Below are 26,825 nucleotides of genomic sequence, written 5' to 3' on the forward strand. Positions count from 1 at the left end.
GCGTCGGACAATCGGGCCTTGCCAAAGCGTCTGAACTTCCCGAAGATTCTCGGGCCATGCGAACAGACGTCGATCATCTTCCTGCCGCGAAGCAGCGCGAGCTTGAGCGCATCGTCGAGATCATCTTCGACGAGTTCGGTCATGCGACCGAAAATGCGACCGGGCGCCGCAAGGGCGCCCGCATCCTGAAAGTCATCCTGTTCGGCAGCTACGCGCGCGGCGATTGGGTCGATGCACCGGCGTCGGCGAACCAGTATAAATCCGACTATGATATTCTCGTCATCGTCAGCCAGAAGGAGCTGACCGACCGCGCCGTTTATTGGGCGAAGGCCGAGGAACGGCTGATCCGTGCCTATACGATCGAAAAGACGCTTCAAACGCCGGTCAATTTTATCGTCCATTCGCTCCACGAGGTGAATGACGGACTCGCGCATGGCCGGGTTTTCTTCATGGAGGTCGCGAAGGACGGCATCGCGATTTACGATGCAGATGGCAGCGAGCTGGCGACGCCGAAGCCCAAGACGCCAGACGAGGCATTGAAGGCAGCGCGGGAGTATTTTGAGGAATGGATGCCTCAAGCAGCGAGCGCGCAAAAAGGCTTTCTGTTCTTTCTTTCGCAGCATGAACACAGAGATGCGGCCTTCATGCTGCATCAGGCGACGGAGCGCCTTTATCAGGGGCTAATGCTGACGCTGACGAATTATACGCCTTACAACCATAATATTGCCTTCCTGCGTTCGCTCGCCGAAGGGCTTGACCGGCGCCTTCACGGCATTTGGCCCGAGACCAGTCGCAGCGAACGGGCGATGTTTCAGAAACTGAAAGAAGCCTACACCAAGGCAAGGTATTCAAAACATTACCGGATCAGCGAGGAGGAATTGGCCTGGCTCGGGGATCGCGTCGAGGAATTAGGCCGGGTCGCCTTTCAGGTTTGCACAGACAAAATTGCCGAGCTCGAAAGCGCGACGCGCAAATAGGTCGGAACGGCAAACTTGGGGTGGTGAGCTGCCAGGCAGCTTACCGATGGCATGATCCGAAACGCCATTTAACGGAGAAGGAAAACGCCTCCGGACGCTTTGTCGGACAAATTCAGCAGGAAACACCGCCGTGCAATCCGGTGAGTGATTGGATTTACGCCAAACTGGGAGTTGGCGTCACGGGACCCATTTGGTGGCCGACAGGCGGTATCGACCGCTGGTCCTCTCAGGCTGTGTCATCTGGTTTCGGCATGATTCCCGCCGCGATAGCCGCGCCGTAAGCTTGGCCGACGAAGTCCATCATTTCATTCGGTGAACCCGATGCAGCCGCAAAGACGGGCTGCTCGTGAGTTTCACGCGCGACGGCCCGCATCTTTCTGGTCAGGACGGGATCGCCACCCGTTGCCTCGAACACCTTGCCCATCCAACGCCGAGCAAGGTCCATCGCTTCGGGAGAGCGAGGATCGCCCGTTTTCATCAGCCGGGTTGCCTCTTCATGCAGCACGCCCCAGCCGACGTCCGGTTTATCCATCCCGCGATAGCCATTGGCGGCGAGGGTTGCCTGATCGGTCGGAGAGAAATGCTTGGCGGCGATCGCCTCATAGGCAGCGCTCAGGTCTTCATTGTGCTTGTCGGTCATCGCGATTTCCTTGGTGAGGTTCATCAAATCGTCCGAGGAAAGGCCTCCGTGTTCGGCGAGTTTGGCCCGTGCCACCGACAGTAGCCGGAGCGCCCGATCGACCCGCTTTGCCTCCCGGCGCAGCACTTGCTCGTGCAGTTCCAGGAAGATCGCCAAGTCGGGAAGACCGCCAGACAGGAGTTCTGCGATCCGGCTGAGCGGAAAGCCGAAGCTCTTTAGGGCAATCACTTGGTGCAGGCGCCCGATCTGCTCCGGCCCGTAGACTCGCCAACCCGCCGGTGTCCGATCGGCCCGGAGCAAGCCCTGCGCCTCGTACAACCGCAATGCCTTCCCGCTCACCCCTAAACGGCGGGTGACTTCAGCAGATCGAAGATATGGCCCAGCGTTCACCAACACATCGTCCTTTCTCGAACAAATCACCCTATCAGGCCTGCCCCAAGGGCCGGTGCAAGAGAAAAATTGGCACCGAAGTTCGCGGGCGTCCTCATATCCGGATTCTTCGCCGAAAGCGGCCCATCTCTTCCACGTTCGCCGTTCCCCGCCATATGCACGGCGACAAGCATTTTCCGTCAACGTCGGCTTTAGGGCGTGGGGGCGAGGTTCGGGAAATGACCAACTCGGGTCGTTAGCTGTCGTCCCACATCAACGATAAGGCTCGCACGCAATTCCGTCGTTGTCACCGTCCATTCCTTCACGGTAGCCCGGCTCACCGCGATAGATCGGCGCCGTCCCTGCCGCGCGCGCATCATCGCAGCCGCGCCAGTAATCACCCACCTCAGGCGCGCGCTCGCGCATGACGCCCGTTGAGACGGCAACATCCCTAGCGTTCGCCACGAACGCTTGCTGCCCCTCTGGCGTGGTGACCGACCATGCTGTCCCAGCGGTGACGCCGATGAGGAGCGCAGCAACAACATAGCCACCGACCGACGATGAGCGCCGGCGGCGGGGCCTAGCTGCGGCATAGCGACGCGGCTCATGATATCGATTGTACCGACGCTGCTTCATGACACCGATATAGCTCGGCGTTGGTAAACGATCGGTGACGCGGACCTGCGCAACAATCCCGGGCGCAGCGGCTGACTTACTAGCCGCTACCAGACTTGTCGAGACTCTCGGATTCTGGCATGATCCGACCTATGGGATGGATTGACTGGCGGCCATCCCGAGGATCGTCCTGCCAGCATCATGCAGGTCCGGCCTTGAGGTCGGGCAGTTGCTGTAGACCGCATTAGCGGCACACAGCGGACACCGCTTGCACATTCGCGCTTCGATGCGCGGACCGCCGCTGTGCGAGCTTTCCATGTCTGTTTCAACGAACGACGTCTACGCGCGCGAAGTCGTGATGGCGCGCGTCGGCCATCTCATCCGCCGCAAGCAGCACGAGATAGAACGGGCCACGCGCATATTGCGCGCCTTCTTCGATCCAACCCAAATGCAAGCGCCCGAGCCGGGGGTGATCCGGCGGGTCATCCTGATCGGACCCTATGCGCGGCGGAGCTGGTATGAAGACCGGCGTACGATCGACTTCTCCGATTATGAACTTTGGATCGTCGTCAATCATCCGCTGTTCAAAGAGGAATGCTGCTGGCGCCGCGCCCGCGACGTCATCCGCCGCGAACTCGGCGACCGCTGCGCGGCCGATCTCGAAATCTATTCGAAGTCCGACATCCGCATCGCCAAGGCCGAGCGCGACACCTTCATCCTTGACCGGATCGAAGCGGGCATCACCCTCTATCGTGCGTCGCGCGATGCATCGATGGGCGACCGCAACAGCCGGGGTATGCGGCCATGACCGCGCCCGGATTGAGCGCCGTCTCCTTCGACGCCCTCTATCGGGCCGAGCACGCGCGGGTCCTCGGCTATTTCCGGCGCAGGGCCGGACGCGACGCCGCCCCTGATCTTGCGCAGGAAGCCTTCGCCCGGCTGCTGCGCAGCGGAGCGCTTGAGCGCGCCGAATGTCCCGAAGCCTATCTCACCCGGATCGCGTGCAATCTGCTGATCGATAGAAGTCGGCGCAAACGATCAAGCCCGACCGCGTTCTACCATTTTGACGAAACGCGCGATGCCGTGTCGTGCGCCGACCAGACATGGCGCATTGAAGCGGCGGACCTGTTTCATCTCTACCGGCGAACGGTCCGCGCTATGCCGCGCAAGACCCGGCGCGTGTTCCTGATGCGCCGCGTGAAGCATATGAGCTTCAAAGACATCGCGGCGGCGCTCGGCGTCAGTGTCGCGACCGTCGATTATCACATGGTGCAAGCGCTCGCGCTGTGCCGTGCTGCGGTTGCAGTACAATGGTGATCGCGGCGCCCGTCGAGCGCGACCTCGACACCGACCCCGGCGACCTCGCGAGAGGTCGGGCCTCGCCCGCTTCGACCGCCGCCTTTGCAGCATTCTATCGCGCCGAGCAGTCGCGGCTGTTTCATTATTTCCGGCGGAAAGTCGGCCGCGAGGCTGCGCCCGATCTTGTGCAGGAAGCCTTCACGCGAATGTTCCGTAGCGGAGCTTATGGGAGGGTTGAGTATCCCCAGGCATATCTGACGCGGACCGCCCATAATCTGCTCATCGAACGGTCGCGGACATGGCACCGTAAACAATGCATGCTTTGTCCGCTCGACGAAGCGCGCGACGCCGCCGTGCCCCCAGACCAGGAACGGCAGTACGAAGCGATGGAACTGCGGCGGGCCTTTCGCAAAACGCTGCTCGCGATGCCGCGACGCACCCGGCGTGTCTTCCTGATGCACCGGCTGCGTGGTCTCACCTATGCGCAGATCGCGGAGCAACTTGGGCTGAGTACCAAGACTGTCGAAAAGCATATCGGGCGCGCACTAGCGCGATGCCGCAAGGTCGCTGTCGGAAGGTTCCGATGACTGCTGCGTTGATGCTGCTTCAAAGGCCCGCTTGCCGCGTCGTTGCCAAAGCGCGGCGGCATGGGCACCGTCGTCGCTTCTGAGCTTGTCGGCCATCCACAGGAAGGCGCCATAGAGCATCGCGCGATCGTCATTGGCGAGGTCAACGAGTTCGGCCTTCACGACGAGCCCGCCGAGTTCGATGAGCTGGCGCGTGCGTTCGCGCCGCTTCACCTGCCAGTCGCGCGTGCCGGTTCGCGCCTGCACCAGCTCAAGCCGATGCTGCATTGCGATCAGGCGCCGGGTCATTCGCTGCGCCGCGATCAGTTCCCGCAGTAGTTTTCCGTGCGCCGCGCTGAAAAAAGCTTGCGCCCGCCTTGCGCCAACCCTCCTTCGCGTTGGCGTCTTTCGTTGCCACAGCGCCGAGCAACGCACCGGCCAGAATCTCGGCATCGATCTGGTCGGCGCCGGTGGCAATGACGAGTTCACCGAGCTGGCGAACGCGGCGTTCCTGGAGGGTCTTCGCCTTGGCTTCGAGCGCCCTGAGTTCCGAGTCGATATCGCGTGGTTTGCGCATGTCGCATCTCCATCTTGGGGTGACGCCCCCAACATAGAGATGCGCCTTTCGATGCGCAGCAAGGTCGCCGGGACAAGCTGGGAGCACCTGGTCCCTCCACGGATTTATTCGTGTGAGGGCGCGCTTATACGTCGTGCCGACGTGGCTTGTGAGGTGTAGATGGATGGCCGTCATGGCAATCTTCCATCTCTCCGTCAAAGTCATCAGCCGCGCTGCGGGCCGCAGCGCTGTCGCGGCTGCCGCCTATCGTTCGGCCGAGCGGCTGCACGATGAGCGGCTCGACCGCGCGCATGACTTCACGAACAAGTCAGGCGTAGTGCATTCCGAGGTGATGCTGCCCGCGGACTCGCGGACGGAGTGGGGTAACCGCGAGCAACTCTGGAATGATATCGAAGCGGCCGAGAGGCGCAAGGACGCGCAGCTCGCGCGCGAGGTCGAGTTCGCTATCCCCCGCGAGCTGAACCAGGCGCAAGGTATCGAGCTCGCGCGTGACTTCGTGCAGCGCGAGTTTGTCGATCAGGGCATGATCGCCGACCTCAACGTCCATTGGGACATCGGCGCCGACGGGCTTGCCAAACCGCACGCGCATGTCATGCTGACAATGCGCGAGATCGTCGTGGACGAAGACGGCGAAGCCGGGTTCGGCACCAAGGTCCGCGATTGGAACCGTACCGAGCTTGTCGAGCAATGGCGCGAGCGCTGGGCCGATCATGTCAACGAGCGGCTCGCAGACCTCGACGTCGATGCGCGCGTCGATCAGCGGTCGCTCGAAGCACAGGGTATCAACCTCGAACCGCAGGACAAGATCGGCGCCGCTGCGTCGCGCATGGAAGGGCGCGGCCTGGAGGCCGAACGGATTGAGGACCATCGCGAGATCGCGGGGCGCAACGGCGCGCGGATCATCGCCGACCCGCGCGTCGCGCTAGACGCGATCACTCATGTCCAAGCGACCTTTACCGACCGCGACCTGGCGATGTTTGCGCATCGCCACAGCGACGGGCGCGACCAGTTCGACGAAGTGATGTCGGCGGTAAAGGGATCGCCCCATCTGATCGCGCTTGGCAAGGACGGGCGCGGCGCAGACCGGTTCACATCGCGAGACATGATCGACACCGAACATCGGTTGCAACAGGCGTCCGACAGGCTGGCCGGTCGGCATCATCAGAGCGTCCCGGCGACATCTATGCAGGGAGCAATCGACATCGCCGGGACTACCGGCCTGACTCTGGGTCGCGAGCAACAGGCGGCGCTGGCGCATATAACCGGAACGCAAGGACTTGCGATCGTCGTCGGCTATGCCGGAACCGGCAAAAGCGCGATGCTCGGCGTCGCGCGCGAGGCTTGGGAGAATGCCGGACTGGAGGTACGCGGCGCCGCGCTTTCGGGCATCGCCGCCGAAGGTTTGGAGAATGGTTCGGGCATCGCCTCGCGCACGATCGCCAGCCTCGAACATGGCTGGTCGCAGGGTCGCGATCTTCTCACCTCGCGCGATGTGCTTGTCATCGACGAGGCCGGGATGGTCGGTACGCGCCAGATGGAGCGCGTGCTGTCGCACGCCGCCGACGCCGGCGCCAAGGTCGTGCTCGTCGGCGATCCGCAACAGCTGCAATCGATCGAGGCGGGCGCGGCGTTCCGCTCGTTGCACGAGCGGCATGGCGGCGCCGAGATCGGTGAGGTCCGGCGCCAGCATGCGGGCTGGCAGCGCGAAGCGACACGCGAACTTGCCACCGGGCGCACCGGCGATGCTATCCGCGCCTATGACGAGGCGGGCATGGTGCATGCCGCTGCGACCCGAGAGGAAGCGCGTGCGGAGCTTGTCGAGCGCTGGGATCGCGACCGGCAGGCGAGCCCCCGCGCCAGCCGGATCATTCTTACCCACACCAATGACGAGGTTCGGTCGCTGAACGACGTGGCTCGCGAGCGGATGCGCGCGAGCGGCGATCTTGGTGGCGATGTTGCGTTCAAGGTCGAGCGTGGTGATCGGAGCTTTGCCCCAGGCGACCGCGTCATGTTCCTGCGCAATGAGCGCAGCTTGGAGGTGAAGAACGGCACGCTCGGCACGATCGAGCGCGTCACCGAACACCATATCGCCGTGCGCACCGATGATGCCCGCCGCGTCGCGTTCGACGTCAAAGATTACCGTGACCTCGATCACGGCTATGCCGCTACGATCCACAAGGCGCAGGGCATGACGGTCGATCGCACCCACGTGCTCGCGACACCCGGCATGGACAGTCACGGGACCTATGTTGCGATGTCGCGCCACCGCGACGGCGTCGCTATCCATTATGGCCGGGATGACTTTGCCAATCAGGGCAAGCTTGTGCGCACCCTGTCGCGCGAGCGCGCCAAGGATATGGTGAGCGACTATACCCGCGCCGATACTGCACGCGCGTTCGCCGAGCGGCGCGGCATAACCATCCGCGAGCGCGTCGCCGAGACGCTGACTCGAGCCCGCCGTGAAATCGCGAAGCAGGTGCCTGAGAAGGCGCGAAGCATCTTCGCCGGGTTCAAACCGACGGTGCAGCGCGCCAGCATCGAGCCGCGTGATACGCCGCGAACGAACGATAGGCAGCGCGCGATCGAACGCTATGCGCGTGCTCAGGCCGACATCGACCGCATGACGGTAAAGGGTCTGCCGATGCTCGCCCATCAGCGCGAGGCACTGGACAAGGCCGGAGCCGAACTCGAAGCTCTCCGTCCGCACGGGAGAACCGACTTGGCGTCGGCGTTCGAACGCCAGCCCGAGCTGGTCGGATCCGCATCGCGCGGCAACAGCCAGGCTGCAATCCGCGCGATGCAGCTTGAATCCGAAATCCGGATCGACCCCGCTAAACGCGCCGACCGGTTCACCGAAAGCTGGCAGCGGCTGCATCAGCAGCGCGCTGCGCTGTCCAAGGGCGGCGACCACAGCGCCGCGCGCAAGATCGGCGGTCAGATGGGGGCGATGGCGAAGAGCCTTGAACGCGACGCGCAGGTCGAATCGATCCTACGCGGCCGCAAAATGTCGCTTGGCATCGATCCGCGCTCGGTGCGGTCGGTCGGACAGGATCTGGCTGAGATCGCAGTGCTCGGCCGCAGCCGTTCGCGCGGCATCGGGATAGGCATGTAGGAGAAGAATGATGGCGAATAAACGTGAACCGGCAGAAGCTGTCGATCCTGCGACAGCGGCGTTCGCGCGGCTCGAAGGTGAAATCGCGCTGTTGCGCCGCGGGGTAGAAAATCTCGCCGCCGAAAAAGCCAGCATCGAAATCCCGGATTACAGCACGACACTTGGCGAGATGGCGCAAAGTCTTGATGAAGTTAACGAGACCCTGGCTTCGATCGCAGAGAATCCCGCGATGATCATGACACCGGAGGACATGGCGCAGCGGATCGATCGGGCGGCGCGATCTGGGCGTCAGTCGGATCGCGAGCAGATTACCGCCGCCGAGAACCGCTACGATCATGCGATGCGCGCGCTGACGAAGGTGGCGGCGTCGGCCGTGTCCGCCAGCGCTCAACGTGAGCAAATGAAATGGGCTGCGGGCGGCGGCGTGGTCGCAGGCTGCCTGCTATGGGCAATCCTGCCAGGACCGCTCGCACGCTCGCTGCCTGAAAACTGGCATTTACCAGAGAAAATAGCGACACGCGCGTTGGGCGAGCCGTCGGCACGGGAAGCTGGAGCGAGGTTGCTCCGTGTCGGGAGCCCCGAGGCATGGGGCGCGCTTTCCGACGCCGCTGAAATGCGGCATCTGAACCGCGACACGATCGCGCACTGCGAAAAGGCCGCTGCAAAGTCGAAGCGAACGGTCCATTGTAGATTGAAGATTGCCCCGTGAAGTCACGTGATTGAGATTTTCTCGCACCCCGGCACCAGGTTGTAGGTAAGAACTGCAACGTAGTTTGCCAACCGAAACCTAACACTTAGCCGTTGCGCCAGAGAACCAAGGTTCACTGCCAAGTATACTGGGTCAAAAAGTCGGAAATAGCGCCCGCACGTTGGCGTTGGCTTGAACAAGCTGCTCTCGATTCGCGAGGTTAGCTACAATTCGTCAATTGCCGAACAGCGCGGCCGCCGCGCATCCCTGCTTCCGACAATCCGGGACGACACCATGGTTATTCGGCAGGAGACATGCATTGCACGCTTTGATCTATCGTGATGGCAGAATGCGCGTCGGGGAGATCGACGATCCGCGCCCCGCGGCAGGGCAGGCCCTTGTCAAAACGCTGGCCTGCGGTATCTGCGGGTCTGACCTGCATTTCGTCCATCACGCCCACCATGTCGTGGAAACAAGCTCCCGGATCGGCGGCGGCTTTCCGATCGATCTGGGCCGTGACATCGTGCTGGGTCATGAATTCTGCGGCGAGATCGTGGAACGAGGGCGAGGCCCTAACGCCCTCGCAGCCGGGACCCGGGTCTGCTCCATTCCCTTCACCCATGCAGACGGATCCGGTCAGTCGCTAGGTTTTTCCGCGGATCGGCCCGGCGGATATGGTCAGTATATGGTTTTGAACGAGAGAAATCTGGTTCCCGTTCCCAACGGCCTGTCCGCAGAACATGCGGCGCTCACCGAACCGATGGCGGTCGGATTGCACGCGGTGAACCGCGCAAGGCTTCTGCCCGAGGACGTCGCGCTGGTGATCGGTTGTGGTCCGATAGGGCTGGCGATCATCGCAGCACTGAAAATTCAAGGGATCAGCGACATCGTTGCCGCTGATTTCAGTGCAAGCCGTAGAAGGGTCGCCGAAGCGATGGGCGCGACGCTGGTCGTCGATCCCGCAACCGTCTCACCTTATGCATCGTGGGCTGCGGTCGCCTACCCGCAAGGATATCAACCCGGCAGTCTAGACGCCTTTTTGAAAGTCGGACCGCAACCCCGTCCTTCGGTCATTTTCGAATGTGTTGGAGTGCCTGGCATGCTCCAGAAAGTGTTCGAAGGCGCCTTGGCCGGCACACGGATCGTCGTCGTTGGCGTGTGCATGGAGCCCGACCGGTTCGAGCCCCTGTTCCCACTGAACAAGGAAAATGACGTAATTTTCTGCTTTTATTACAGCGGCGAGGAATATGCCCGCTCGCTGCACAACATCGCAGAGGGGTTGATTGACGTCGCCCCAATGACGAGCCGCACCGTAGGCCTGAACGAGGCAACGGACGCTTTCGCCGCGCTGGAATCTGGCGCCGAAGATATCAAGATCATTGTGGACCCATGGAAATGACATTTCAGGATAATATGCTGCGCGGCCAAGTGGCGATCGTTACCGGGGGAACGTCGGGCATCGGCTTAGCAACGGTACGGTGTCTGGCCGCACTCGGCGTGACAGTCACGGCGGTCGGGATCGGCATCGACCGTCAACTTGCCATTCACGGCGTGGCTTTTCGGGAGTTGGACGTGACCGATGCGGCGGCGATGGCTGACTTGATCGCCGATTTCGACCGGCTGGACATATTGGTCAATGCGGCGGGGATAGGCGTTCGCTTCGACGAACATGACGCGGCGGTGTTCGAACGGGTGATCGCGGTGAACCTGACCGCGCCGCTGCGCCTATCGACGCTCGCAAGGCCGGTTATGGCGCGATCGGGCGGCGGATCGATCATCAACCTCTCATCGATGTATGCGACTTTCGGAAATCAGGATGCCCCGGGCTACGCCAGCAGTAAGGGCGGCATCGATCAGCTCACACGATCGTTGGCGCTCGCCTATGCCGAGGACGGCATCCGGGTGAATGCGGTAGCCCCCGGCTGGATCGACACCGCAATGCTGGCGCCGCTGAAGGCCGAGGAAGATATCGCTACTGCCGTCCTGACCCGCACGCCAATGGGGCGCTTTGGCGAACCAGACGAAGTGGCCGACGTGATCGCCTTTCTCTGTTCGCCCGCCGCCCGGTTCGTCAACGGCGTCACCTTGCCCGTCGACGGCGGATATCTGTGCGCATGACCTTTGCGCATCCGTGTTTCCACGCGCAGGCTTTGCCGGACAAGCCCGCGCTGATCATGGCCGAGACCGGTGAAATCACAACCTATAGCCAACTGGACAAGCGCTCCAATCAAGGGGCGCACCTGCTGCGCAAGATGGGGTTGCAACACGGCGACATGCTGGCGATCTGCATGGACAATGACCCCCGCAGCATCGAAGTCATCTGGGCCGCTCAGCGCTCAGGATTATACTATGTCGGCATATCGACACGGCTAGCCACAGCGGAGATCGCGCATATCCTGGAGGATAGCGGCGCAAAGGCGGTCATCTACTCCCCGCGCCTTTGCGAACAGATCGACGCCGCCTGTGCTATGATCCCCGCCCGTCCGATCGCCATGGCGTGCGGCGGCGACCAGCCCGCTTTTGAAGCGTCGCGCCGGATGCTACCTGAAACCCCGATCGCCGACGAAGCGCCTGGGCGCGACATGCTCTACTCGTCAGGCACCACCGGGCGCCCGAAAGGGATCAAGCCGCCCCTCGGTGAAGGCCATATCGGCGACGAGCTGGTGGTCACGACGCTCGCGCGAACCTTGTTCGGATTGAACGAGGACAGCGTTTTTCTGTCCCCGGCTCCCCTGTATCACGCGGCGCCTCTTCGCTTTGTACTTGCGGCGCAGCAGTTGGGTGGAACAGCCGTTGTGATGGAGAAGTTCGATCCGCTGGCGTCCCTCGACGCGATCGAACGCTATCGCGTCACCCACGCGCAGTGGGTCCCCACCCACTTCGTGCGGATGCTGAAACTGTCCGATGCAGAGCGCGATCGCCACGACCTGTCATCGTTGCGCTGCGCTTTCCACGCCGCCGCGCCGTGCCCGGTCGAAATCAAGCAGCACATGCTGCAGTGGTGGGGACCGATCGTTCACGAATATTATGCCTCGACCGAAACCATCGGCATGACATCGGTGACGCCCCAGGAATGGTTGGAACGCCCGGGAACCGTTGGCCGCGCCAGCCTCGGCGAATTGCATATCTGCGACGATGCGGGCCATGAACTGCCCCCGCCTCAGGAAGGCACTGTCTATTTCTCCGGCGGGCCGCCGCTGTCCTATCACAACGACCCTGACAAGACCCGCGAGGCGCACAACTCCCAGGGTTGGGCCACCGTCGGTGATGTGGGCTGGGTCGATGAGGATGGCTATCTCTACCTGACCGACCGCAAGAGTTTCCTGATCATATCGGGCGGGGTCAACATTTTCCCCCAAGAGGTCGAGAACGCCTTGATCGAACACCCTGCGGTTGCCGATGCCGCCGTCGTCGGCGCACCCGATGCCGACATGGGGGAACGGGTCGTCGCCGTCGTCCAACCTGCCGACTGGTCACGCGCAGGACCAGCCCTGCAAGTCGAGTTGCTCGCGCATCTCGCGGAGCGCATCGCAAAGATCAAATTGCCCAAGGACATCCTGTTTCGGGAAACGCTGCCTCGCGAACCGACCGGAAAACTTCTGAAGCGCAAGATACGCGACGAACTCGCTGCCGCAGCCCACAGCTAAGACTGGCCGACGGACATACCCCGGCGGATCAGTTGATCAGCCGGGTCAGTTCGGTCCGATTGTGGATGCCAAGCTTGCTGTAGATGCGCCGCAGATGGTTATCGACGGTGAACTTGGACAGGCACATCCTGTAAGCGACTTCCTTGGTTTGGCAGCCAAGCACGACGTGGCGCGCGACCTCCAGCTCCCGAGCCGACAGCACGTCGAGCGCCGAGGCGGGCGCCGGCTCTTCGGGTTCCAGAACGCTACGCAAACCGAGCAGCCCGGCATTGCTTTTGATCGCGCCAGTGAGCAGGTGCGTACACATCATATTATGCATGTTGTACGACGTTTCCTGAAGCAGCTGACGCGGCGGCGGCGCAGCATAGGTGCGATCGGAATCGCGTAGGAACGCTGCGACCAAATAGATGCCCTTGCGCAGTCGGCGGACCGATACGCCCTCCACCTGCAGACAGAAACGTTCGATATGATACCGCCATGCCGGCGCGTTGACGGCCTTGGCCCAGATGCGCGGATCGTCAAGACTGAGCAGGGCTTCGTCTTCGAGCAGTTCCGGCATCTCCTTGACCTCGATGGAGGTGAACGGATCTTCCAGATGCACCCCACCTTCGCGGTAGGACCAATTTGCCTCCGCCGGGATGCTGAACTCGGCGATCTGCATCATCTTCTGGTCGGCACGGCTGCGGTCCACGACCTGTAGGGTCACGGCCTTGAGATCGTGCTGCTGCGCCACGGTCTCGCTATAGTTTTTCAGGTCAGCGATCAGATCAGCCATTATGCGGCTCCAATCCCTTATCTATCCTCACCCATCATTTGTACCGCGAAGCTAGCGTTTCTGCGGGCGCGTGTCCATCCGGGAACACATAGGACCCGTCACACTGCAAACGCAAATCACGCCGGATGGCAAAGCGACCGGCGTGACTCGACGCGGGTGTTTGGCCTTACATCTTGTAGCCCACCGTAATGCCCCAGGTGAGCGGCCGCCCCGCGTAGCGCGACGACGTGTTCGATCCCGGAATGACGGTGGTGACGTAATATTTGTCGAAGGCGTTCTTCACGAACCCCATGATACGAAAGCCATTATCGGCATCGAACCCGGCGCGGAAATCGACGGTGGCATAGCCCGGCACATAGAAGGGATTCTGGATATTATCGACCACACGGTTCGCCGGATCACCCGACAACGTGATGTTCCCGCCGTCAAACACCGCCGATTGACCCGACCGGCCGGACACTGTCGCACCGATGTAGGGCGTCCCGCCCGAAACAGCGTCGGCAAAGCGATATTCAACGCTGGCGCTGTAGGTCCACTTCGGCGTGAAAGGCAGCACCGTACCCTGGAAATTCTGGATTTGACCCAGAACATTATAGCCCGTGTAAGTGTCGACCTGTGAGTCGAGATAGGTCACGGCACCGTTGAAGGTGAGATTGCTGCTCGGCCGCAGCGTCAGTTCCATCTCGGCGCCCTTGACCGTCGATTCCGGCACGTTGACGAGCACATCGAGCAGGTTGAAGATCGGATCGAGCAGCTTGCCGCGCACCTGCTTGTCCCGATAATCATAGTAGAAAGCTGCACCGTTAAGCTGGATCGCGCGATCGGCCAACGTCGCCTTGAAGCCCGCTTCATAAGCGGTCAGCTTTTCTTGCACCGCAGGGGCCAGCTGGCCGAAAGTCGCCGCTGCGACGGTCGGATAGCTGCCGCCCTTATACCCGCGCGAAACGTTGGCGTAGAGCAGGACATCGTCGCTGATCTTATAGTCGGCACCGACACGCCACGAGACGTTGTTTTCTTTCAGCGTGTCGATGAACGGCGCGCCCGGAATGAACGCCGGGTCGAGCGAGTAGCAATCGCCATCGACCAACGGCGCAAGTGTCTGTCCGCTCAGCAAATTGCCAAGCAGCGTAAACAGTTCGTTGATCCGGCCATCACCGGCGTCATAACCGCAAATCTCTGCATCGCGGCGCGAGTCCGTGTAACGCACACCCGCCTTCAACGTCAGAGCGTCGCTCAATGCGAACTCGATATTACCGAACGCCGCGACATCGCGCATATCCTGTTTCGTGTAGATGCCCGACTGGAAAATATTGTTGTTGCCCGGACTGTTAACGGCGCTGACAGGGTAGAAAAGAACCTGATTTTCGGAGACGCTGCTCTTGCCGTAGTTGCCGCCGAGAACCCAGGTGAAACGCGAATTTCCGGAATTCCCGATGCGCAACTCCTGGTTGAACGCCCAGATATCCCCATCGTTCGGGCTCAGGTCGTAACTGGACAGCTCCAGCCCGTCGCCGTCGGTCACCTGCTTCTGGTTGAATTCCGTGTAGGAACTGAGCGAGGTGATGGTGATGTCCTGCGCCACCTCGATATCCGCGCGGAAAGCGGTCTGCCAGAAATCGCGGTTCGAGCGAGGACGGTATTTGCCGGTGCTCCAGTCCGCAAGGCGGGCATCGCCCGTTGGAACGAACGGATAGTCGATCAAGATTTGCTGCGTCGCCGGAGGCTGCGGCTGGAAGATCGCATATTGCTGTGCCTGCGGATCGGATCGATCGATCCAGCCATTGACGTTCAACGACAGCGTGATCCCCGGTGCGGCGTCCCAATCAAGCAACAGGCGGCCCGCGCTATATTTCTGTTCGCCAATCGTATCGTCACGAACATGGCTCTTCTGCCAGTCGTCAGCGTACAGATTGGTCACTGCGACGCGCGCACGAAGCGTGTCGGTCAGCGGACCGCTGACAAACGCATTGGCCTCGACCATGTTGAAGCGGCCGTACGTCAGGTCCACCCCGGCGGAAAACTGCCGCGTCGGCTTGGCCACGACATAGTTGACCGCTCCGCCGGTCGAATTCTGTCCAAACAGCGTACCTTGCGGCCCCTTCAGCACCTCGATCCGTTCCAGGTCATACGCGGCATGCGTGGCGAGCACCGGAAACGGCAGCGGAACCTGATCGGCATAAACGCTCACAGCAGGATAAACGGCCAGTGCCGCTTCGTTGAAACCGATACCGCGCAGCGTAAAGATCGGCGTATTCGCGGTGCTCGGCGAATAAACGAGCCCGGGCACAGCAGCCGCCACATCCTCAAGCGAGGTGATCCGGGACTTTGCGATTTCATCGGCGCCGATCGCGGTGATCGTCAGGCCGACATCGTTGAGGTTTTCCTCGCGCTTGTTGGCGGTGACAACGATTTCATCGAAACCGCCACCAGAGCTCGACTGGGCTTCTTCGTCCGGCGCCGTTTGGGCGAATGCAATCTGCGGGTATTGAAGCGCAGCGATCTGCGCTACGCCAGCCAGTAGGATGAAGTGCTTCTTCACGGTTATCCTCCTCCATCGCGAGCACCGGGGCACATGCGCGGCGCCCTGCGATTGCTCGCATCTTATGTTATGATTGGGTGGTTAGTGTCGGAACTACAGGCGGCGCCTTCCCCGAGGCACAGCCTGCCCGGTCAGTAGAACAGCTTTTCGTTGATCTTCAGATTGTGCTTGCGACAATGTTTCACATATTCATCGATGTTCCAGAACATCGACTGTGACCCGGCATATCCGCCGTCGTCGCCGAAAAACTCCATGACGCCTTCCGTTACGAACAGGCTCTTCATTCCGGTGGGGTGGTCGGTGACGAGCGTATGAATACCGCCTGGCGCCTCGCTAATCATGCTACCCGGCGTCGCAACCCAGTCATATTCTTTATAGTACCAACTGCCCTCGACGACGAACCCGACGACCGATCCATGGTGCTGATGCCGACCGATGATTCCCGGGCCCTGCACCCACAGCATCGCCCAGACGCGGCCGCTGGCGAGGTCGAAACGTAGCGGCTTCCAAAAGGCGCCTTCTGCAACATAAGGAATCCAGGGGGTTTCATCGTCGCCGACGTGGCGGTCCTTCGTGCCGAATTCACGGATCACATCATAATGCTCAGGGATAAACTGGTTCGCGGGTGTTATCTCGTTCATGCAACCTCTCCATTAAAGTCTAGCAGAGTGGGCCATGCCTGTTCAGCGGCATCTGATTGCCCACCCCTCAGGATGCAGGATTTCGCCTGGTACTTTTCCAAGCGTTTCTGCACCCTCAGTTCTTCTCGACTGCGGGAACCTTGCTGGCAATTGACAGATAATGACTATGCTTCACGTCATGTCTCAAGATCGTTCGAGACAGGAGCGACCGGCAGCAAACGGATCGTAGCGCGCGCCGCTAAAAGGGTAAGTATTGCCAGCCCGAAGAGAGCCACCGACACTTTGATAGCGCCCACTGCGCTGACGTCTTGCAACGCAAACGATGCGAGCAAAGGGCCGCCAGCGATTCCAAGTAGCTGCGCACTGGTGAGCAGCATCAGTGAACCTCGACTTTCGTCGAGTTCGATTAGCGCCGGGACGTGATAGGGCAGCACAAAAACCCATGCGAAGCTAAAGAATGCCAGCGCCGCCGTGAAAACCGCGGCCTGCCCCGCGTTAAGGATAACAAACGCCGCCATGATGCTGACCGCCGCGCAGGCCAGTACAGTCGGTATTGCTTTCAGCCGCGCCAGTATGATCGCTGCCACCCCGGCCAATATCTGCACCCCGATGGCTACCGATACAGCCATGTTGATCGTGCTAATATCCAGCCCAAGCGTCCGTCCGACCGGCACCGCATATACCCACAGCGCCATGATCCCGGCCAAATGAAGCCCGGCGGATATTAGACCGATCGCTCCGGCCGCATTGGGCAAGGTCGCGCCCGAAGCGTTCGGCAGTGGGGCGTATGCCGACGGCATAAAGGGCACCGCTAGGAACATGAGCAGCGCAATCCCGCCGAGTGTCATATATCCGCCGGCAGCGCCCGCAGCAGGCAGGATCACAGACGCGAAGGCCGCCGCAAGCCCCAGCGCACCGGCGCCTTGAGAAATTACGTAATAGCCGGTTACCCTCGTTGGCAGCGCAACTCGGGCGAGTAGGCCGATCAGCAGCCACAGCATAAGTCCTGAACCGATACCGCTGCCGACGCGCAAAATCAGCAGCGGTGCGCCGACCAGTTGCCCCGTCAGGGCATTACAGACCGCCATGATTAGGAGCGCGCCGCCCGCAATCCATCTTAGCCTCGTGCCGGTGAGAAAAATGCCTGCTAGCCCGACTGCCACGGCCATCCCCAGTGCTTCCACCATAGCGAGCCGGCCGATACCTTCGCTCTGAATCACCCCTTCGACGGCGAGGCGCCCCAAGAGCAGCGGCTGTAGGGACGGCATGATACCTCCCAGCGCGCCGATCAAAACCACCGAAAGCGTCGTGACCAAGCCAATTGTCGGCGATGGGCTTGCCTCAGCACTCACGCCGGTATCCACTCTCAAAATAAACTGCGACTATCATAGCTGCTCTCCCTCAGGATGCAGCTTCGAGTGCAATGTCTATCCGGTCCATAGGCAGATTATTGTCAATCCGCTATGCCGTCGCGCTTCATTGGTCCGCAGTCTGACCCTACATGCCGTTCGGAGGGCGCGGTTCTCCTAAATCTACGCCAAGAGATGTTTCATCGTGGCGCCGCTAAGGAAAAAGTGCTTTTTCTAAAAGAGTTGTCCGCCAGCCACCAGAAATCAGGGCCCGATGACCTGCTGCCTCCAAACCGGCTGATAATTTATGTCGCGAAATCCGAAGGCTCGTCGACCGAGCGCAGACCATCAAAATCGTTCAGATCGTTACTTCCAACGAGTTATAATGTCGGTGTGCCAGTGAAGGCCGGGATGACAATTGCATAGAGGCTTGGGCTGGCCTTAGTCGGCGTCGAGGCCGTACGCCGTGTGCAGTACGCGCACCGCGAGTTCGGTTTCATCCTCGTCGATCAGCACGCTAACCTTGATTTCGCTGGTCGAGATTGCCTGAATGTTGATGCCACGGTCGGCCAGCGCGCGAAACATCGTGCTTGCAACCCCGGCGTGGCTTTTCATGCCGACGCCGACGACGCTGATTTTCGCAACCTTGTCGTCGCTGATGATGCGGTTGAAGCCGATCTTGTCCTTCGCGGCCTCGAGCAGATCGATCGAGCGGAGAAGATCGACGGCGGGAACGGTGAAGGTCACATCGGTCTCGCCCTTGTCGCGGCCGACATTCTGGATGATCATGTCGACATTAATCCCCGCCGCGGCGAGCGGGGCGAAGATGTTGGCGACGCCGCCGGGCCGGTCGGGCACGCGGGTGACGATGATCTTCGCTTCATTCTTGTCGTGGGCGATCCCGGTGATCAGCTGCCGTTCCATCTGATGTTCCTCTATTTCTTCGTCGCTGACGATCATCGTGCCTGGGGCGGGGGCTTCGTCTCCCTCGACGAAGCTGGACAGGACCTGCACACGCACGCCCTCCTTCATCGCGAGGCCGACCGAGCGCGTTTGCAGCACCTTGGCGCCGACGCTCGCAAGCTCCAGCATTTCTTCATAGGTGACGAAATCAAGCTTGCGCGCCCGCGCGACGATGCGCGGGTCGGTGGTGTAGACGCCGTCGACGTCGGTGTAGATGTCGCAGCGATCGGCCTTGAGGGCTGCCGCGACCGCGACCGCACTGGTGTCCGACCCGCCGCGACCGAGCGTTGCGACCCGGCCATCGTCCATCAGGCCCTGAAAGCCGGGGATAACGGCGACTTCGCCCTTGGCCATCGCGGCGGCAAGTGCGCCGGTGTCGATGTTCGAGATGCGCGCGCGGGCATGCGCTTCCTCGGTGCGGATCGGCAATTGCCAGCCGAGCCAGCTGCGCGCGGGGGTGCCCATTGCCTGCAGGGTCAGCGCGAGCAGCCCCGAGGTGATTTGTTCGCCCGCCGCGACGACGACGTCATATTCGGCGGGGTCGTAGCGCGGATTGGCTTCGCGGCAGAAATTGACGAGGCGATCGGTCTCGCCCGCCATCGCCGAAACGACGACGGCGACCTCATTACCATTGGCGACTTCGCGCGACACGAGTTTCGCGACGGTGCGAATCCGCTCGGTGCCCGCCATCGACGTACCCCCGAATTTCATCACGATCCGCGCCATGTCACCCTGCTTTCTTGAACTGGTTTCCGCCGCAACTTTTCCAAGCATTTCCGCGGCGCGCCGCTGTTACGGAAGGGGAAGGGGAATGGCAAGGGCGGCAACGCATGCGCAGCAAAATTCTTGCGTCGGACGGGGGCGGGTGCCACAGATTATTCCATGAATGCCGCGACAATCAATCCGCAAGAAGCCGCCCATTTCGGTGCATTGGCCGCCGACTGGTGGGATCCGCACGGCTCGTCGGCGATGCTGCACAAGCTTAATCCGGTGCGGCTGGCCTATATCCGCGATCAGATCGACCTGCATTGGCACGTCGATGCGCGCGAACGCTATGCTCTTGCCGGGCGCTCCGCGATCGACGTCGGATGCGGCGCCGGACTGCTCGCCGAACCGCTCGCGCGGATGGGTGCGGCGGTGACCGGGGTCGATGCGGCACCCGAGAATATCGCCGCAGCGAAGGCGCATGCGGCGGGGCAGGGGCTGGCGATTACCTATCATGCGGGCGAACTCGCGGCGCTGCCGGCCGCCACTTTCGACCTCGTCACGTCGATGGAGGTGGTCGAGCATGTGACCGATCCCGCGGCCTTCATTGGCGAACTCGCGGCGCGGCTGGCACCCGGCGGATTGATGATCCTGTCGACCCCGAATAGGACGATGTGGTCGAAGCTGTTGCTCGTCGAGGCGGCCGAGCGCGTCGGCGCGGTGCCGCGCGGGACCCATGACTGGGATCAGTTTCTGAAGCCCGAGGAACTGACCGAAATGCTCGAAGGCGCGGGGCTGGAGGTCATCGACCGCAGCGGCTTGTCGCCGTCGGCCGCCAAGGGCTTCAAGCTCGGCGGCAGCGAGGCGCTCAACTATCTGCTCGCGGCGCGCTGGCCGGGGTAATCCGCGACCCGCGCGTCGACGCCTATATCGCGAAGTCACGGCCCTTCGCGCAGCCGATCTTCGTGCCGCGTTCGCGTGTCATCACGAAGCGCAGGCGTATTGGGATGCCTTCTCGCCCGGCAAGCGCCGGGATTATATGGAATGGTGCTGGAAGCGAAGCGCGAGGAGACGCGCGTGAAACGGATCGAAACGATCGCGGCGCAGGTGGCCGAGGGCAAGGATCGCAACTGGAAATATAAGAGCTGCTAGCCTTCTTCGTCATTGCGAGCGAAGCGAAGCAATCTCCAGCCATCCGCCCTAAGCAAGGTCGATGGCTGGAGATTGCTTCGTCGCTACGCTCCTCGCAATGACGAGGTTGGAGCCGTCAGAAGTCGACGTCCTCGTAATATTTCGGCGGGCTGACGATTTCCATCCGCTCGGCTAGCAACGGCCGAAAGCTCGGGCGCGACTTCAGGCCCGAGTACCAGCCCTTGGTCTGCTCATGCCCCGTCCAGTCGATCCCGCCCAGATAGTCGGCGACCGAGATATGCGCGGCGGCGGCCAGATCGGCGAGGCTCATGGTGGCGCCGGCGAGCCAGGTGCGGTGGTCGATCAGATAGTCGACATAGTCGAGATGATTGTTCGCGGCTTTCATCGCCTCGCGCAGCGCGCCGGCGTCGGGGGGCTGGCGGTGGACGATGCGTTTCTGCATGCGTTCGAAGAGCAAGGGCCCGGTGACTTCATAATAGAAATCATGGTCGAACCACGCGGTCAGGCGGCGGATCTCGGCGCGGTTGGCCGCGGTGCCGTTTATCATCGCCTTGCCTTCGACAGTTTCCTCGAAATATTCGGCGATCGCATTGCTGTCCATCAGCACCTGGCCGCGCGCCTGATCGACCATCACCGGGGTACGCCCGGCGGGGTTCAGATCGATGAATTCGTCGCGCCGTTCCCAGGGGGATTCGCGCACCAGATCATAACCGACGCCCTTTTCGCCCAGCAACAGGCGAACCTTGCGCGAAAAGGGGCAGAGCGGGAATTGATAGAGTTGCCACATGGTTCCGGCATAGCGTCAGCGGGGCCGGGGTGGCAACGCCTATGGGACAGCTTTCCCACGCAATGCGCCAAATTTAAGCCGTTTGTGCTGAGCTTGTCGAAGCACTGCTCTTCCTTTGACCCTAGCCCAACAGAAAGGGCGGCCCTTCGACAGGCTCAGGGCGAACGGAATGAAGAGAGCAGATTTTTAGCGGCGCTCGGCGTCTCGCTGTTTTTCCCATTGCGCCGCAAGGTCGCGCGCCATGTCCTTGAGGACGGGGGCGTAGGAGGCGAGCGTGCTGGCCGCCTGACCCGCCATGCGCGAACCGGCGCGGACATCGTCGCCAACGCGTTCGGCATAATAGGGATCATCCTTGCCCGCGATTTCGCCGAGCGTGGCGTCGGGCGGGATATAGGCGGCATCGGATTCGGGATCGACGCGCGCGACCGCTTCGGCGAGCGGGCCGACGTTCAGTTGCATCAGCGCGCGGACCATCGCGGCGACGGTGTCGGCCATGCGGTCCTGCTGGGCGGGATCGTTCAGCCTTTCGACGGTGCTCTGCATAGGCGTGTCGGCGGCGTGCGCGGGCAGCGGCGCGACGAGCGCGAGCAGGGGGAGGGCAGCAAGGGTCGTCCAACGGAGCATCGGCTTCATCCTTTCAAAGGACGCGAGTCTAGGAATGGCGCGTTCTTTAAAGGAGCAACGCTTTCGCTGCGCTGAACGGGGCAGGGCGTGCGGTAGGGCGAGGCGGGAGCGGGATGAACGAGCAATCCTCCCTGTGCCGCAGGCATGGGGAGGTGGCAGCGCGAAGCGCTGGCGGAGGGGCTTTGGCGCTGGCGCCGCGGCCCCTCCGCCACGACCTGCGGGCGCGGTTCCCCTCCCCATCGCTTCGCGACAGGGAGGATTGGGGACTATTCCGCCGCGACCACCTCGGCCGGTGCATCGCTCAGCGGATGCGCGAGGCGGGTGAGCATTTCTTTGGGGCAGACCTGCCAGAAACGACCCTGCCAGCGGTCCCAGTCGGCGAGGATTTCGCTCGACCATTTGCTGCCGGTGGCCTGGGCATGATCCTCGACCAGTGCCTTCAGCACGCCTTCCCAATGCGCGCTGTCGATCCGCTGCCAGACGATCGACTCGCTGTTGGCGCGGCGTATGAAGCTGTCGTCGGTGTCGAGGATGAAGGCCATGCCGCCGGTCATCCCGGCGCCGAAGTTCGACCCCACGGGGCCGAGGATCACTGCGGTGCCGCCGGTCATATATTCGCAGCCATTGGCGCCGCAGCCCTCGACGACGACCTTCGCGCCCGAGTTGCGGACCGCGAAGCGCTCGCCCGCCTGACCCGCGGCGAGCAAAGTGCCCGCAGTCGCGCCATAAAGGACGGTGTTGCCGATGATGCTGTTATGCTGGCTGACCAGCGGGCTCGACACCGTCGGGCGCACGACGATGCGTCCGCCGGACAGGCCCTTGCCGACATAATCATTGGCGTCGCCGAACACTTCGAGGGTGATGCCGCTGCACAGGAAAGCGCCGAGCGATTGGCCCGCGGTGCCGCGCAGGCGAACCTGCACATGGTTGTCTGCGAGCCCCTTCATCCCGAAACGCGCGGTGACCTCGGCCGACAGGCGGGTGCCGACGGCGCGGTGGATGTTGCGGACATTATAGGTGAGCTGCATGCGCTCGCCGCGATCGAACAAGGGCTTTGCGTCGTTCAGTATCTGCGCGTCAAGGCTGTCGGGCACCGGGTTGCGGAAGCTCGGGCTGGCCGAACGGCGCTGATCGTCGGGTGCGTCGACCTTGGCGAGGATCGGGTTGAGGTCGAGATCGTCGAGATGTTCGGCGCCGCGGCTGACCTGACGCAGCAATTCGGTGCGGCCGATGACTTCATCGAGGCTGCGGCAGCCGAGCTTGGCGAGGATTTCGCGCACTTCCTCAGCGATGAAGGTCATCAGGTTGATGACCTTCTCGGGGCTGCCGGTGAACTTCGCGCGCAGCTTCTCATCCTGCGTGCAGACGCCGACGGGGCAGGTGTTGCTATGGCACTGGCGCACCATGATGCAGCCCATCGCGACGAGGCTCAAAGTCCCGATGCCATATTCCTCGGCGCCGAGGATTGCGGCGATGACGATGTCACGCCCGGTCTTCAGCCCGCCGTCGGTGCGCAGGCGGATACGGTGGCGCAGGCCGTTGAGAGTGAGGACCTGATTGACTTCGGACAGGCCCATTTCCCATGGCGTGCCGGCATATTTGACGCTCGTTTGCGGCGAGGCGCCGGTGCCGCCGGTGTTGCCGGCGACGAGGATGACATCGGCATGCGCCTTCGCAACGCCTGCCGCGACGGTGCCGATGCCGGCGCTCGACACGAGCTTGACGCAGACGCGCGCCTTCGGGTTGATCTGTTTCAGGTCGTAGATGAGCTGCGCGAGATCCTCGATCGAGTAGATGTCGTGGTGCGGCGGCGGCGAAATCAGCGTCACGCCGGGCGTCGCGTGACGCAGGCGGGCGATGAATTCGGTGACCTTGAAGCCCGGAAGCTGACCGCCTTCGCCGGGCTTGGCGCCCTGTGCAACCTTGATCTCGATCTCGTCGCATGCGCCGAGATATTCGGCGGTGACGCCGAAACGGCCGCTCGCGATCTGCTTGATATTGCTGTTGGCATTGTCGCCATTGGCATAGGGCTGATAGCGTTCGCTCGCTTCGCCGCCTTCGCCTGACACGGCTTTCGCGCCGATGCGGTTCATCGCGATTGCCAGCGTTTCATGTGCCTCGGGCGACAGCGCGCCGAGCGACATGCCGGGGGTGACGAAGCGCTTGCGGATTTCGGTGATCGCCTCGACGCTGTCGAGCAGGACGCCCTGCGCCGGATAGTTGAACTCCATCAGATCGCGCAGATAGACCGGCGGCAGGTCGGCGACGCCGCGCGCGAACTGGAGATAGGTCGAATAGCTGTCGGTCGCGACCGCGGTTTGCAGCAGGTGCATCAGCTGCGCTGAATAAGCGTGCGTCTCGCCGCCCGCGCGCTGGCGATAGAAGCCGCCGATGGGCAGGGTGGTCGCGCGCTGGTCGTAGGCGGCTTCATGCTTCTCGGTCGCGTTGATGAACAGCGACTGATAGCCTTCACCCGAGATTTTCGCCGGCATGCCGGGGAAGAGATCGTTGACGAGCGCGCGGCTGAGGCCGACCGCTTCGAAATTATAGCCGCCGCGATAGCTGGAGATCACCGCGATCCCCATTTTGGCGAGGATCTTGAGCAGCCCGTCGTCGATCGCCTTGCGGAAGCGCTGGCGGCAATCGTCGAGCGACAATTCCTTGCCGAACAGGCCGCGCGCATGGCGGTCGGCGATCGCGGCTTCGGCCAGATAGGCGTGGACGGTCGTCGCGCCGACACCGATGAGCACCGCAAAGGCGTGGGTGTCGAGCACTTCGGCCGAACGGACGTTGATCGAGGCGTAGCTGCGCAGGCCCTTGCGGACGAGATGTGTGTGGACGGCGGCGGCGGCGAGAACCATCGCCATGCCGACGCGGTCTTCGCCGATGCTCTGATCGGTAAGGAACAACTCGCTCCGCCCGGCGCGCACCGCATCCTCGGCCTCGCGGCGGACGCGGGCGATGGCTTCGCGCAGGGTCGAGGCGTCGCCGCCGACCTTGAAGGTGCAATCGATGTCGGCGACCGCGTCGCCGAAATAGGCGCGCAGCCGGTCCCAATCGTCGCCGACGAGCACGGGGGAGTCGATCACCAATACGTGCGCGCTCTGGCCCTTGGCATCGAGGATGTTGCCGAGGTTGGCGAAGCGCGTTTTCAGGCTCATCACATGGCGTTCGCGCAGACTGTCGATCGGCGGGTTGGTGACCTGGCTGAAATTCTGGCGGAAGAATTGCGCGACGTGGCGCGGCTTGTCCGAGATGACGGCAAGCGGCGTGTCGTCGCCCATCGATCCGATGGCTTCCTTGGCATCCTCGACCATCGGGCTGAGGATCAGTTCCATATCTTCCATGGTCAGCCCGGCGGCGACCTGACGCTGGAGCAAGTCCTTGCGATCCCAGACCGGCAGGCTGGCCTTGCCGCCCTTGGGCAGGTCGGTCATGGTGCGGAAGCCCTTGACGCGCGCGCCATAATCCTGCGCGTTCGCGATCAGATCCTTGATCGCGCGGTCTTCATAGAGCGTACCTTCCTCCAGATCAACGGCGATCATCTGGCCGGGGCCAAGGCGGCCTTTCTTGCGGATGCTGGCTTCGGGGACCAGCACCATCCCGCTTTCGGACCCGACGATCAGCAGATTGTCGGCGGTCAGCGTGTAGCGCAGCGGACGCAGCGCGTTGCGGTCCATGCCCGCGACCGCCCAGCGGCCGTCGGTCATCGCGAGCGCGGCGGGACCGTCCCACGGCTCCATCACGCTGGCGAGATAGTTGTACATCGCGCGGTGGCTGTCGGGCGTGTCAACCTCGTGCGCCCAGGCTTCGGGGACGAGGATCAGCTTCGCCGTCGGCGCATCGCGACCGGCGCGGCACAGCGTTTCGAACACTGCGTCGAGCGCGGCGGTGTCGCTGGCACCCGCAGGGATCACCGGCTTGATGTCTTCCGAATGTTCACCGAAGGCGAGGCTCGCCATCTTGATCTCGTGGCTGCGCATCCAATTCTTGTTGCCGCGGATCGTATTGATTTCGCCATTGTGGGCGAGGCAGCGGAAGGGCTGCGCCAGCCACCATTGCGGGAAGGTGTTGGTCGAATAGCGCTGGTGGAAGATCGCGACCCGGCTTTCGAACAATTTGTTCGTCAGGTCAGGGAAGAAGTCGGCGAGGCTCTCTGCAAGGAACAGGCCCTTGTAGATGATCGACCGGCACGACAGGCTGCAGACATAAAAGTCCGCGATCTGCGCCGCGATGACCTTTTTCTCGATCCGGCGGCGGACGAGATAGAGCTGCTTTTCGAATTCAGCGAGCGACTGTTCGTCGGGCAGCGGGCCGGCGATCATGATCTGTTCGATCTCGGGGCGCGTGCGCTGCGCCTTGTCGCCGATCACCGATACATCGACCGGAACCTGGCGCCAGCCATAGATGGTAAAACCCGCGTCGATGATTTCGGCCTCGACGATCGTGCGGCATTCTTCCTGCGCGCCCAGATCGGTGCGCGGCAGGAAGACCATGCCGACCGCGAGGCGGTTCGGGCGCACCTTATGCCCCGAAGCCGCGATCGCATCGTCGAAGAAGCGCACCGGCAGATCGACATGGATGCCCGCGCCGTCACCCGTCTTGCCATCGGCATCGACCGCGCCGCGGTGCCACACCGCGCGGAGCGCCTCGATCGCTGCCTCGACGACGCGGCGCGATGCCTTGCCGTCGGTCGCCGCGATAAGCCCGACGCCGCAGGCATCGGATTCCATGTCGGGGCGATACATGCCTTCATTGGCGAGGCGTGCGTGCTCGGGGGTGGGGTAGTGGGTCATCATC

24 protein-coding genes are annotated in these 26,825 nt (G+C 62.4%); 12 read left to right on the forward strand and 12 right to left on the reverse strand.

Annotated features, from left to right (window positions below; all coding sequences use genetic code 11):
• Positions 1-56: 56 nt before the first annotated feature.
• The gene (locus tag CDQ91_RS18390; RefSeq protein ID WP_088474155.1) at positions 57-977 is read left to right on the forward strand and encodes a nucleotidyltransferase and HEPN domain-containing protein; all 921 of its coding nucleotides are present in this window, start codon (positions 57-59) and stop codon (positions 975-977) included.
• 226 nt (positions 978-1,203) lie between these two features.
• Here CDQ91_RS18390 and CDQ91_RS18395 read toward each other — a convergent pair whose 3' ends face one another.
• Complete coding sequence (locus tag CDQ91_RS18395) at positions 1,204-2,037, reverse strand: MerR family transcriptional regulator (RefSeq protein ID WP_336580074.1); 834 nt, start codon at positions 2,035-2,037, stop codon at positions 1,204-1,206.
• A gap of 222 nt (positions 2,038-2,259) precedes the next feature.
• A complete protein-coding gene (locus CDQ91_RS21985) occupies positions 2,260-2,622 on the reverse strand; it encodes an excalibur calcium-binding domain-containing protein (protein WP_088474156.1) in 363 nt (120 codons plus the stop codon).
• A 295-nt stretch (positions 2,623-2,917) separates the two neighbouring features.
• Here CDQ91_RS21985 and CDQ91_RS18405 point away from each other — a divergent pair, with 295 nt between their 5' ends.
• Genes CDQ91_RS18405 through CDQ91_RS18415 form a run of 3 tightly spaced genes read left to right on the forward strand, consistent with a single transcriptional unit; the run spans position 2,918 to position 4,487 of the window.
• Positions 2,918-3,409 (forward strand): hypothetical protein, encoded by a 492-nt coding sequence (locus tag CDQ91_RS18405; RefSeq protein ID WP_237246047.1) that lies wholly within the window; start codon positions 2,918-2,920, stop codon positions 3,407-3,409.
• Positions 3,406-3,918: a sigma-70 family RNA polymerase sigma factor gene (locus tag CDQ91_RS18410; protein ID WP_088474157.1), complete on the forward strand. Its 513-nt coding sequence runs from the start codon at positions 3,406-3,408 to the stop codon at positions 3,916-3,918. The genes CDQ91_RS18405 and CDQ91_RS18410 overlap by 4 nt, the downstream gene beginning before the upstream one ends.
• Positions 3,912-4,487, forward strand: coding sequence for an RNA polymerase sigma factor (locus CDQ91_RS18415; RefSeq protein WP_088474158.1), 576 nt, complete (start codon positions 3,912-3,914; stop codon positions 4,485-4,487). Before CDQ91_RS18410 ends, CDQ91_RS18415 begins: the two co-directional genes overlap by 7 nt.
• Here CDQ91_RS18415 and CDQ91_RS18420 read toward each other — a convergent pair.
• Together CDQ91_RS18420 and CDQ91_RS18425 are read right to left on the reverse strand one after the other, a co-directional pair.
• Positions 4,446-4,775 (reverse strand): conjugal transfer protein TraD, encoded by a 330-nt coding sequence (locus CDQ91_RS18420; protein ID WP_088474159.1) that lies wholly within the window; start codon positions 4,773-4,775, stop codon positions 4,446-4,448. The two genes, CDQ91_RS18415 and CDQ91_RS18420, sit on opposite strands and share 42 nt — an antisense overlap.
• Positions 4,738-5,043 carry a conjugal transfer protein TraD gene (locus tag CDQ91_RS18425; protein WP_088474160.1) on the reverse strand — a complete coding sequence of 102 codons (306 nt, stop codon included), beginning with the start codon at positions 5,041-5,043 and terminating at the stop codon, positions 4,738-4,740. The genes CDQ91_RS18420 and CDQ91_RS18425 overlap by 38 nt, the downstream gene beginning before the upstream one ends.
• A 172-nt stretch (positions 5,044-5,215) precedes the next feature.
• On the opposite strand from CDQ91_RS18425, the gene traA reads away from it, so the two are divergent.
• The 5 genes from traA to CDQ91_RS18450 all read left to right on the forward strand — a co-directional run bounded on the left by traA (position 5,216) and on the right by CDQ91_RS18450 (position 12,490).
• Positions 5,216-8,155, forward strand: a complete 2,940-nt coding sequence (gene traA, locus CDQ91_RS18430; protein WP_088474191.1) for a Ti-type conjugative transfer relaxase TraA — start codon at positions 5,216-5,218, stop codon at positions 8,153-8,155.
• A 7-nt stretch (positions 8,156-8,162) separates the two neighbouring features.
• Positions 8,163-8,864, forward strand: coding sequence for a DUF6118 family protein (locus tag CDQ91_RS18435; protein ID WP_144036819.1), 702 nt, complete (start codon positions 8,163-8,165; stop codon positions 8,862-8,864).
• A 298-nt stretch (positions 8,865-9,162) separates the two neighbouring features.
• Entirely contained in the window at positions 9,163-10,242 is a 1,080-nt protein-coding gene (locus CDQ91_RS18440; RefSeq protein ID WP_088474162.1) for a zinc-binding dehydrogenase, read from the forward strand.
• Positions 10,233-10,961 (forward strand): SDR family NAD(P)-dependent oxidoreductase, encoded by a 729-nt coding sequence (locus CDQ91_RS18445; protein WP_201791919.1) that lies wholly within the window; start codon positions 10,233-10,235, stop codon positions 10,959-10,961. Before CDQ91_RS18440 ends, CDQ91_RS18445 begins: the two co-directional genes overlap by 10 nt.
• Positions 10,958-12,490 carry an acyl-CoA synthetase gene (locus CDQ91_RS18450; protein ID WP_088474163.1) on the forward strand — a complete coding sequence of 511 codons (1,533 nt, stop codon included), beginning with the start codon at positions 10,958-10,960 and terminating at the stop codon, positions 12,488-12,490. The genes CDQ91_RS18445 and CDQ91_RS18450 overlap by 4 nt, the downstream gene beginning before the upstream one ends.
• A 28-nt stretch (positions 12,491-12,518) precedes the next feature.
• Here the strand turns inward: CDQ91_RS18450 and CDQ91_RS18455 are convergent, their stop codons facing one another.
• The 5 genes from CDQ91_RS18455 to CDQ91_RS18475 form a co-directional block, all read right to left on the reverse strand.
• The gene (locus CDQ91_RS18455; protein WP_088474164.1) at positions 12,519-13,265 is read right to left on the reverse strand and encodes a helix-turn-helix transcriptional regulator; all 747 of its coding nucleotides are present in this window, start codon (positions 13,263-13,265) and stop codon (positions 12,519-12,521) included.
• Between the two features lie 166 nt (positions 13,266-13,431).
• Positions 13,432-15,804, reverse strand: a complete 2,373-nt coding sequence (locus tag CDQ91_RS18460) for a TonB-dependent receptor (protein WP_158213720.1) — start codon at positions 15,802-15,804, stop codon at positions 13,432-13,434.
• A 131-nt stretch (positions 15,805-15,935) separates the two neighbouring features.
• Entirely contained in the window at positions 15,936-16,445 is a 510-nt protein-coding gene (locus tag CDQ91_RS18465) for a 2,4'-dihydroxyacetophenone dioxygenase family protein (RefSeq protein WP_088474166.1), read from the reverse strand.
• A 176-nt stretch (positions 16,446-16,621) separates the two neighbouring features.
• Positions 16,622-17,797 (reverse strand): hypothetical protein, encoded by a 1,176-nt coding sequence (locus tag CDQ91_RS18470; RefSeq protein ID WP_144036820.1) that lies wholly within the window; start codon positions 17,795-17,797, stop codon positions 16,622-16,624.
• Positions 17,798-18,235: 438 nt separating this feature from the next.
• On the reverse strand, positions 18,236-19,483 hold the full coding sequence (locus tag CDQ91_RS18475) for an aspartate kinase (RefSeq protein ID WP_088474168.1): 1,248 nt from the start codon (positions 19,481-19,483) through the stop codon (positions 18,236-18,238).
• 156 nt (positions 19,484-19,639) lie between these two features.
• Between CDQ91_RS18475 and ubiG the strand changes: the two genes are divergently transcribed.
• Genes ubiG through CDQ91_RS21770 form a run of 3 tightly spaced genes read left to right on the forward strand, consistent with a single transcriptional unit; the run spans position 19,640 to position 20,614 of the window.
• Positions 19,640-20,365 carry a bifunctional 2-polyprenyl-6-hydroxyphenol methylase/3-demethylubiquinol 3-O-methyltransferase UbiG gene (gene ubiG, locus CDQ91_RS18480; RefSeq protein WP_088474169.1) on the forward strand — a complete coding sequence of 242 codons (726 nt, stop codon included), beginning with the start codon at positions 19,640-19,642 and terminating at the stop codon, positions 20,363-20,365.
• Complete coding sequence (locus CDQ91_RS22090) at positions 20,337-20,543, forward strand: YdeI/OmpD-associated family protein (RefSeq protein ID WP_088474193.1); 207 nt, start codon at positions 20,337-20,339, stop codon at positions 20,541-20,543. Before ubiG ends, CDQ91_RS22090 begins: the two co-directional genes overlap by 29 nt.
• Complete coding sequence (locus CDQ91_RS21770) at positions 20,507-20,614, forward strand: YdeI/OmpD-associated family protein (RefSeq protein ID WP_144036821.1); 108 nt, start codon at positions 20,507-20,509, stop codon at positions 20,612-20,614. Before CDQ91_RS22090 ends, CDQ91_RS21770 begins: the two co-directional genes overlap by 37 nt.
• Before the next feature lie 115 nt (positions 20,615-20,729).
• On the opposite strand, the gene CDQ91_RS18490 is transcribed toward CDQ91_RS21770, so the two are convergent.
• The 3 genes from CDQ91_RS18490 to gltB form a co-directional block, all read right to left on the reverse strand.
• Positions 20,730-21,401 (reverse strand): glutathione S-transferase family protein, encoded by a 672-nt coding sequence (locus CDQ91_RS18490; RefSeq protein ID WP_088474170.1) that lies wholly within the window; start codon positions 21,399-21,401, stop codon positions 20,730-20,732.
• Positions 21,402-21,587: 186 nt separating this feature from the next.
• On the reverse strand, positions 21,588-22,025 hold the full coding sequence (locus CDQ91_RS18495) for a hypothetical protein (RefSeq protein ID WP_088474194.1): 438 nt from the start codon (positions 22,023-22,025) through the stop codon (positions 21,588-21,590).
• A 266-nt stretch (positions 22,026-22,291) separates the two neighbouring features.
• Complete coding sequence (gene gltB, locus CDQ91_RS18500; protein ID WP_088474171.1) at positions 22,292-26,824, reverse strand: glutamate synthase large subunit; 4,533 nt, start codon at positions 26,822-26,824, stop codon at positions 22,292-22,294.
• Position 26,825 lies beyond the last annotated feature (1 nt).

The organism is Sphingopyxis witflariensis (assembly GCF_002205635.1).
Classification (GTDB): Bacteria; Pseudomonadota; Alphaproteobacteria; order Sphingomonadales; family Sphingomonadaceae; genus Sphingopyxis; species Sphingopyxis witflariensis.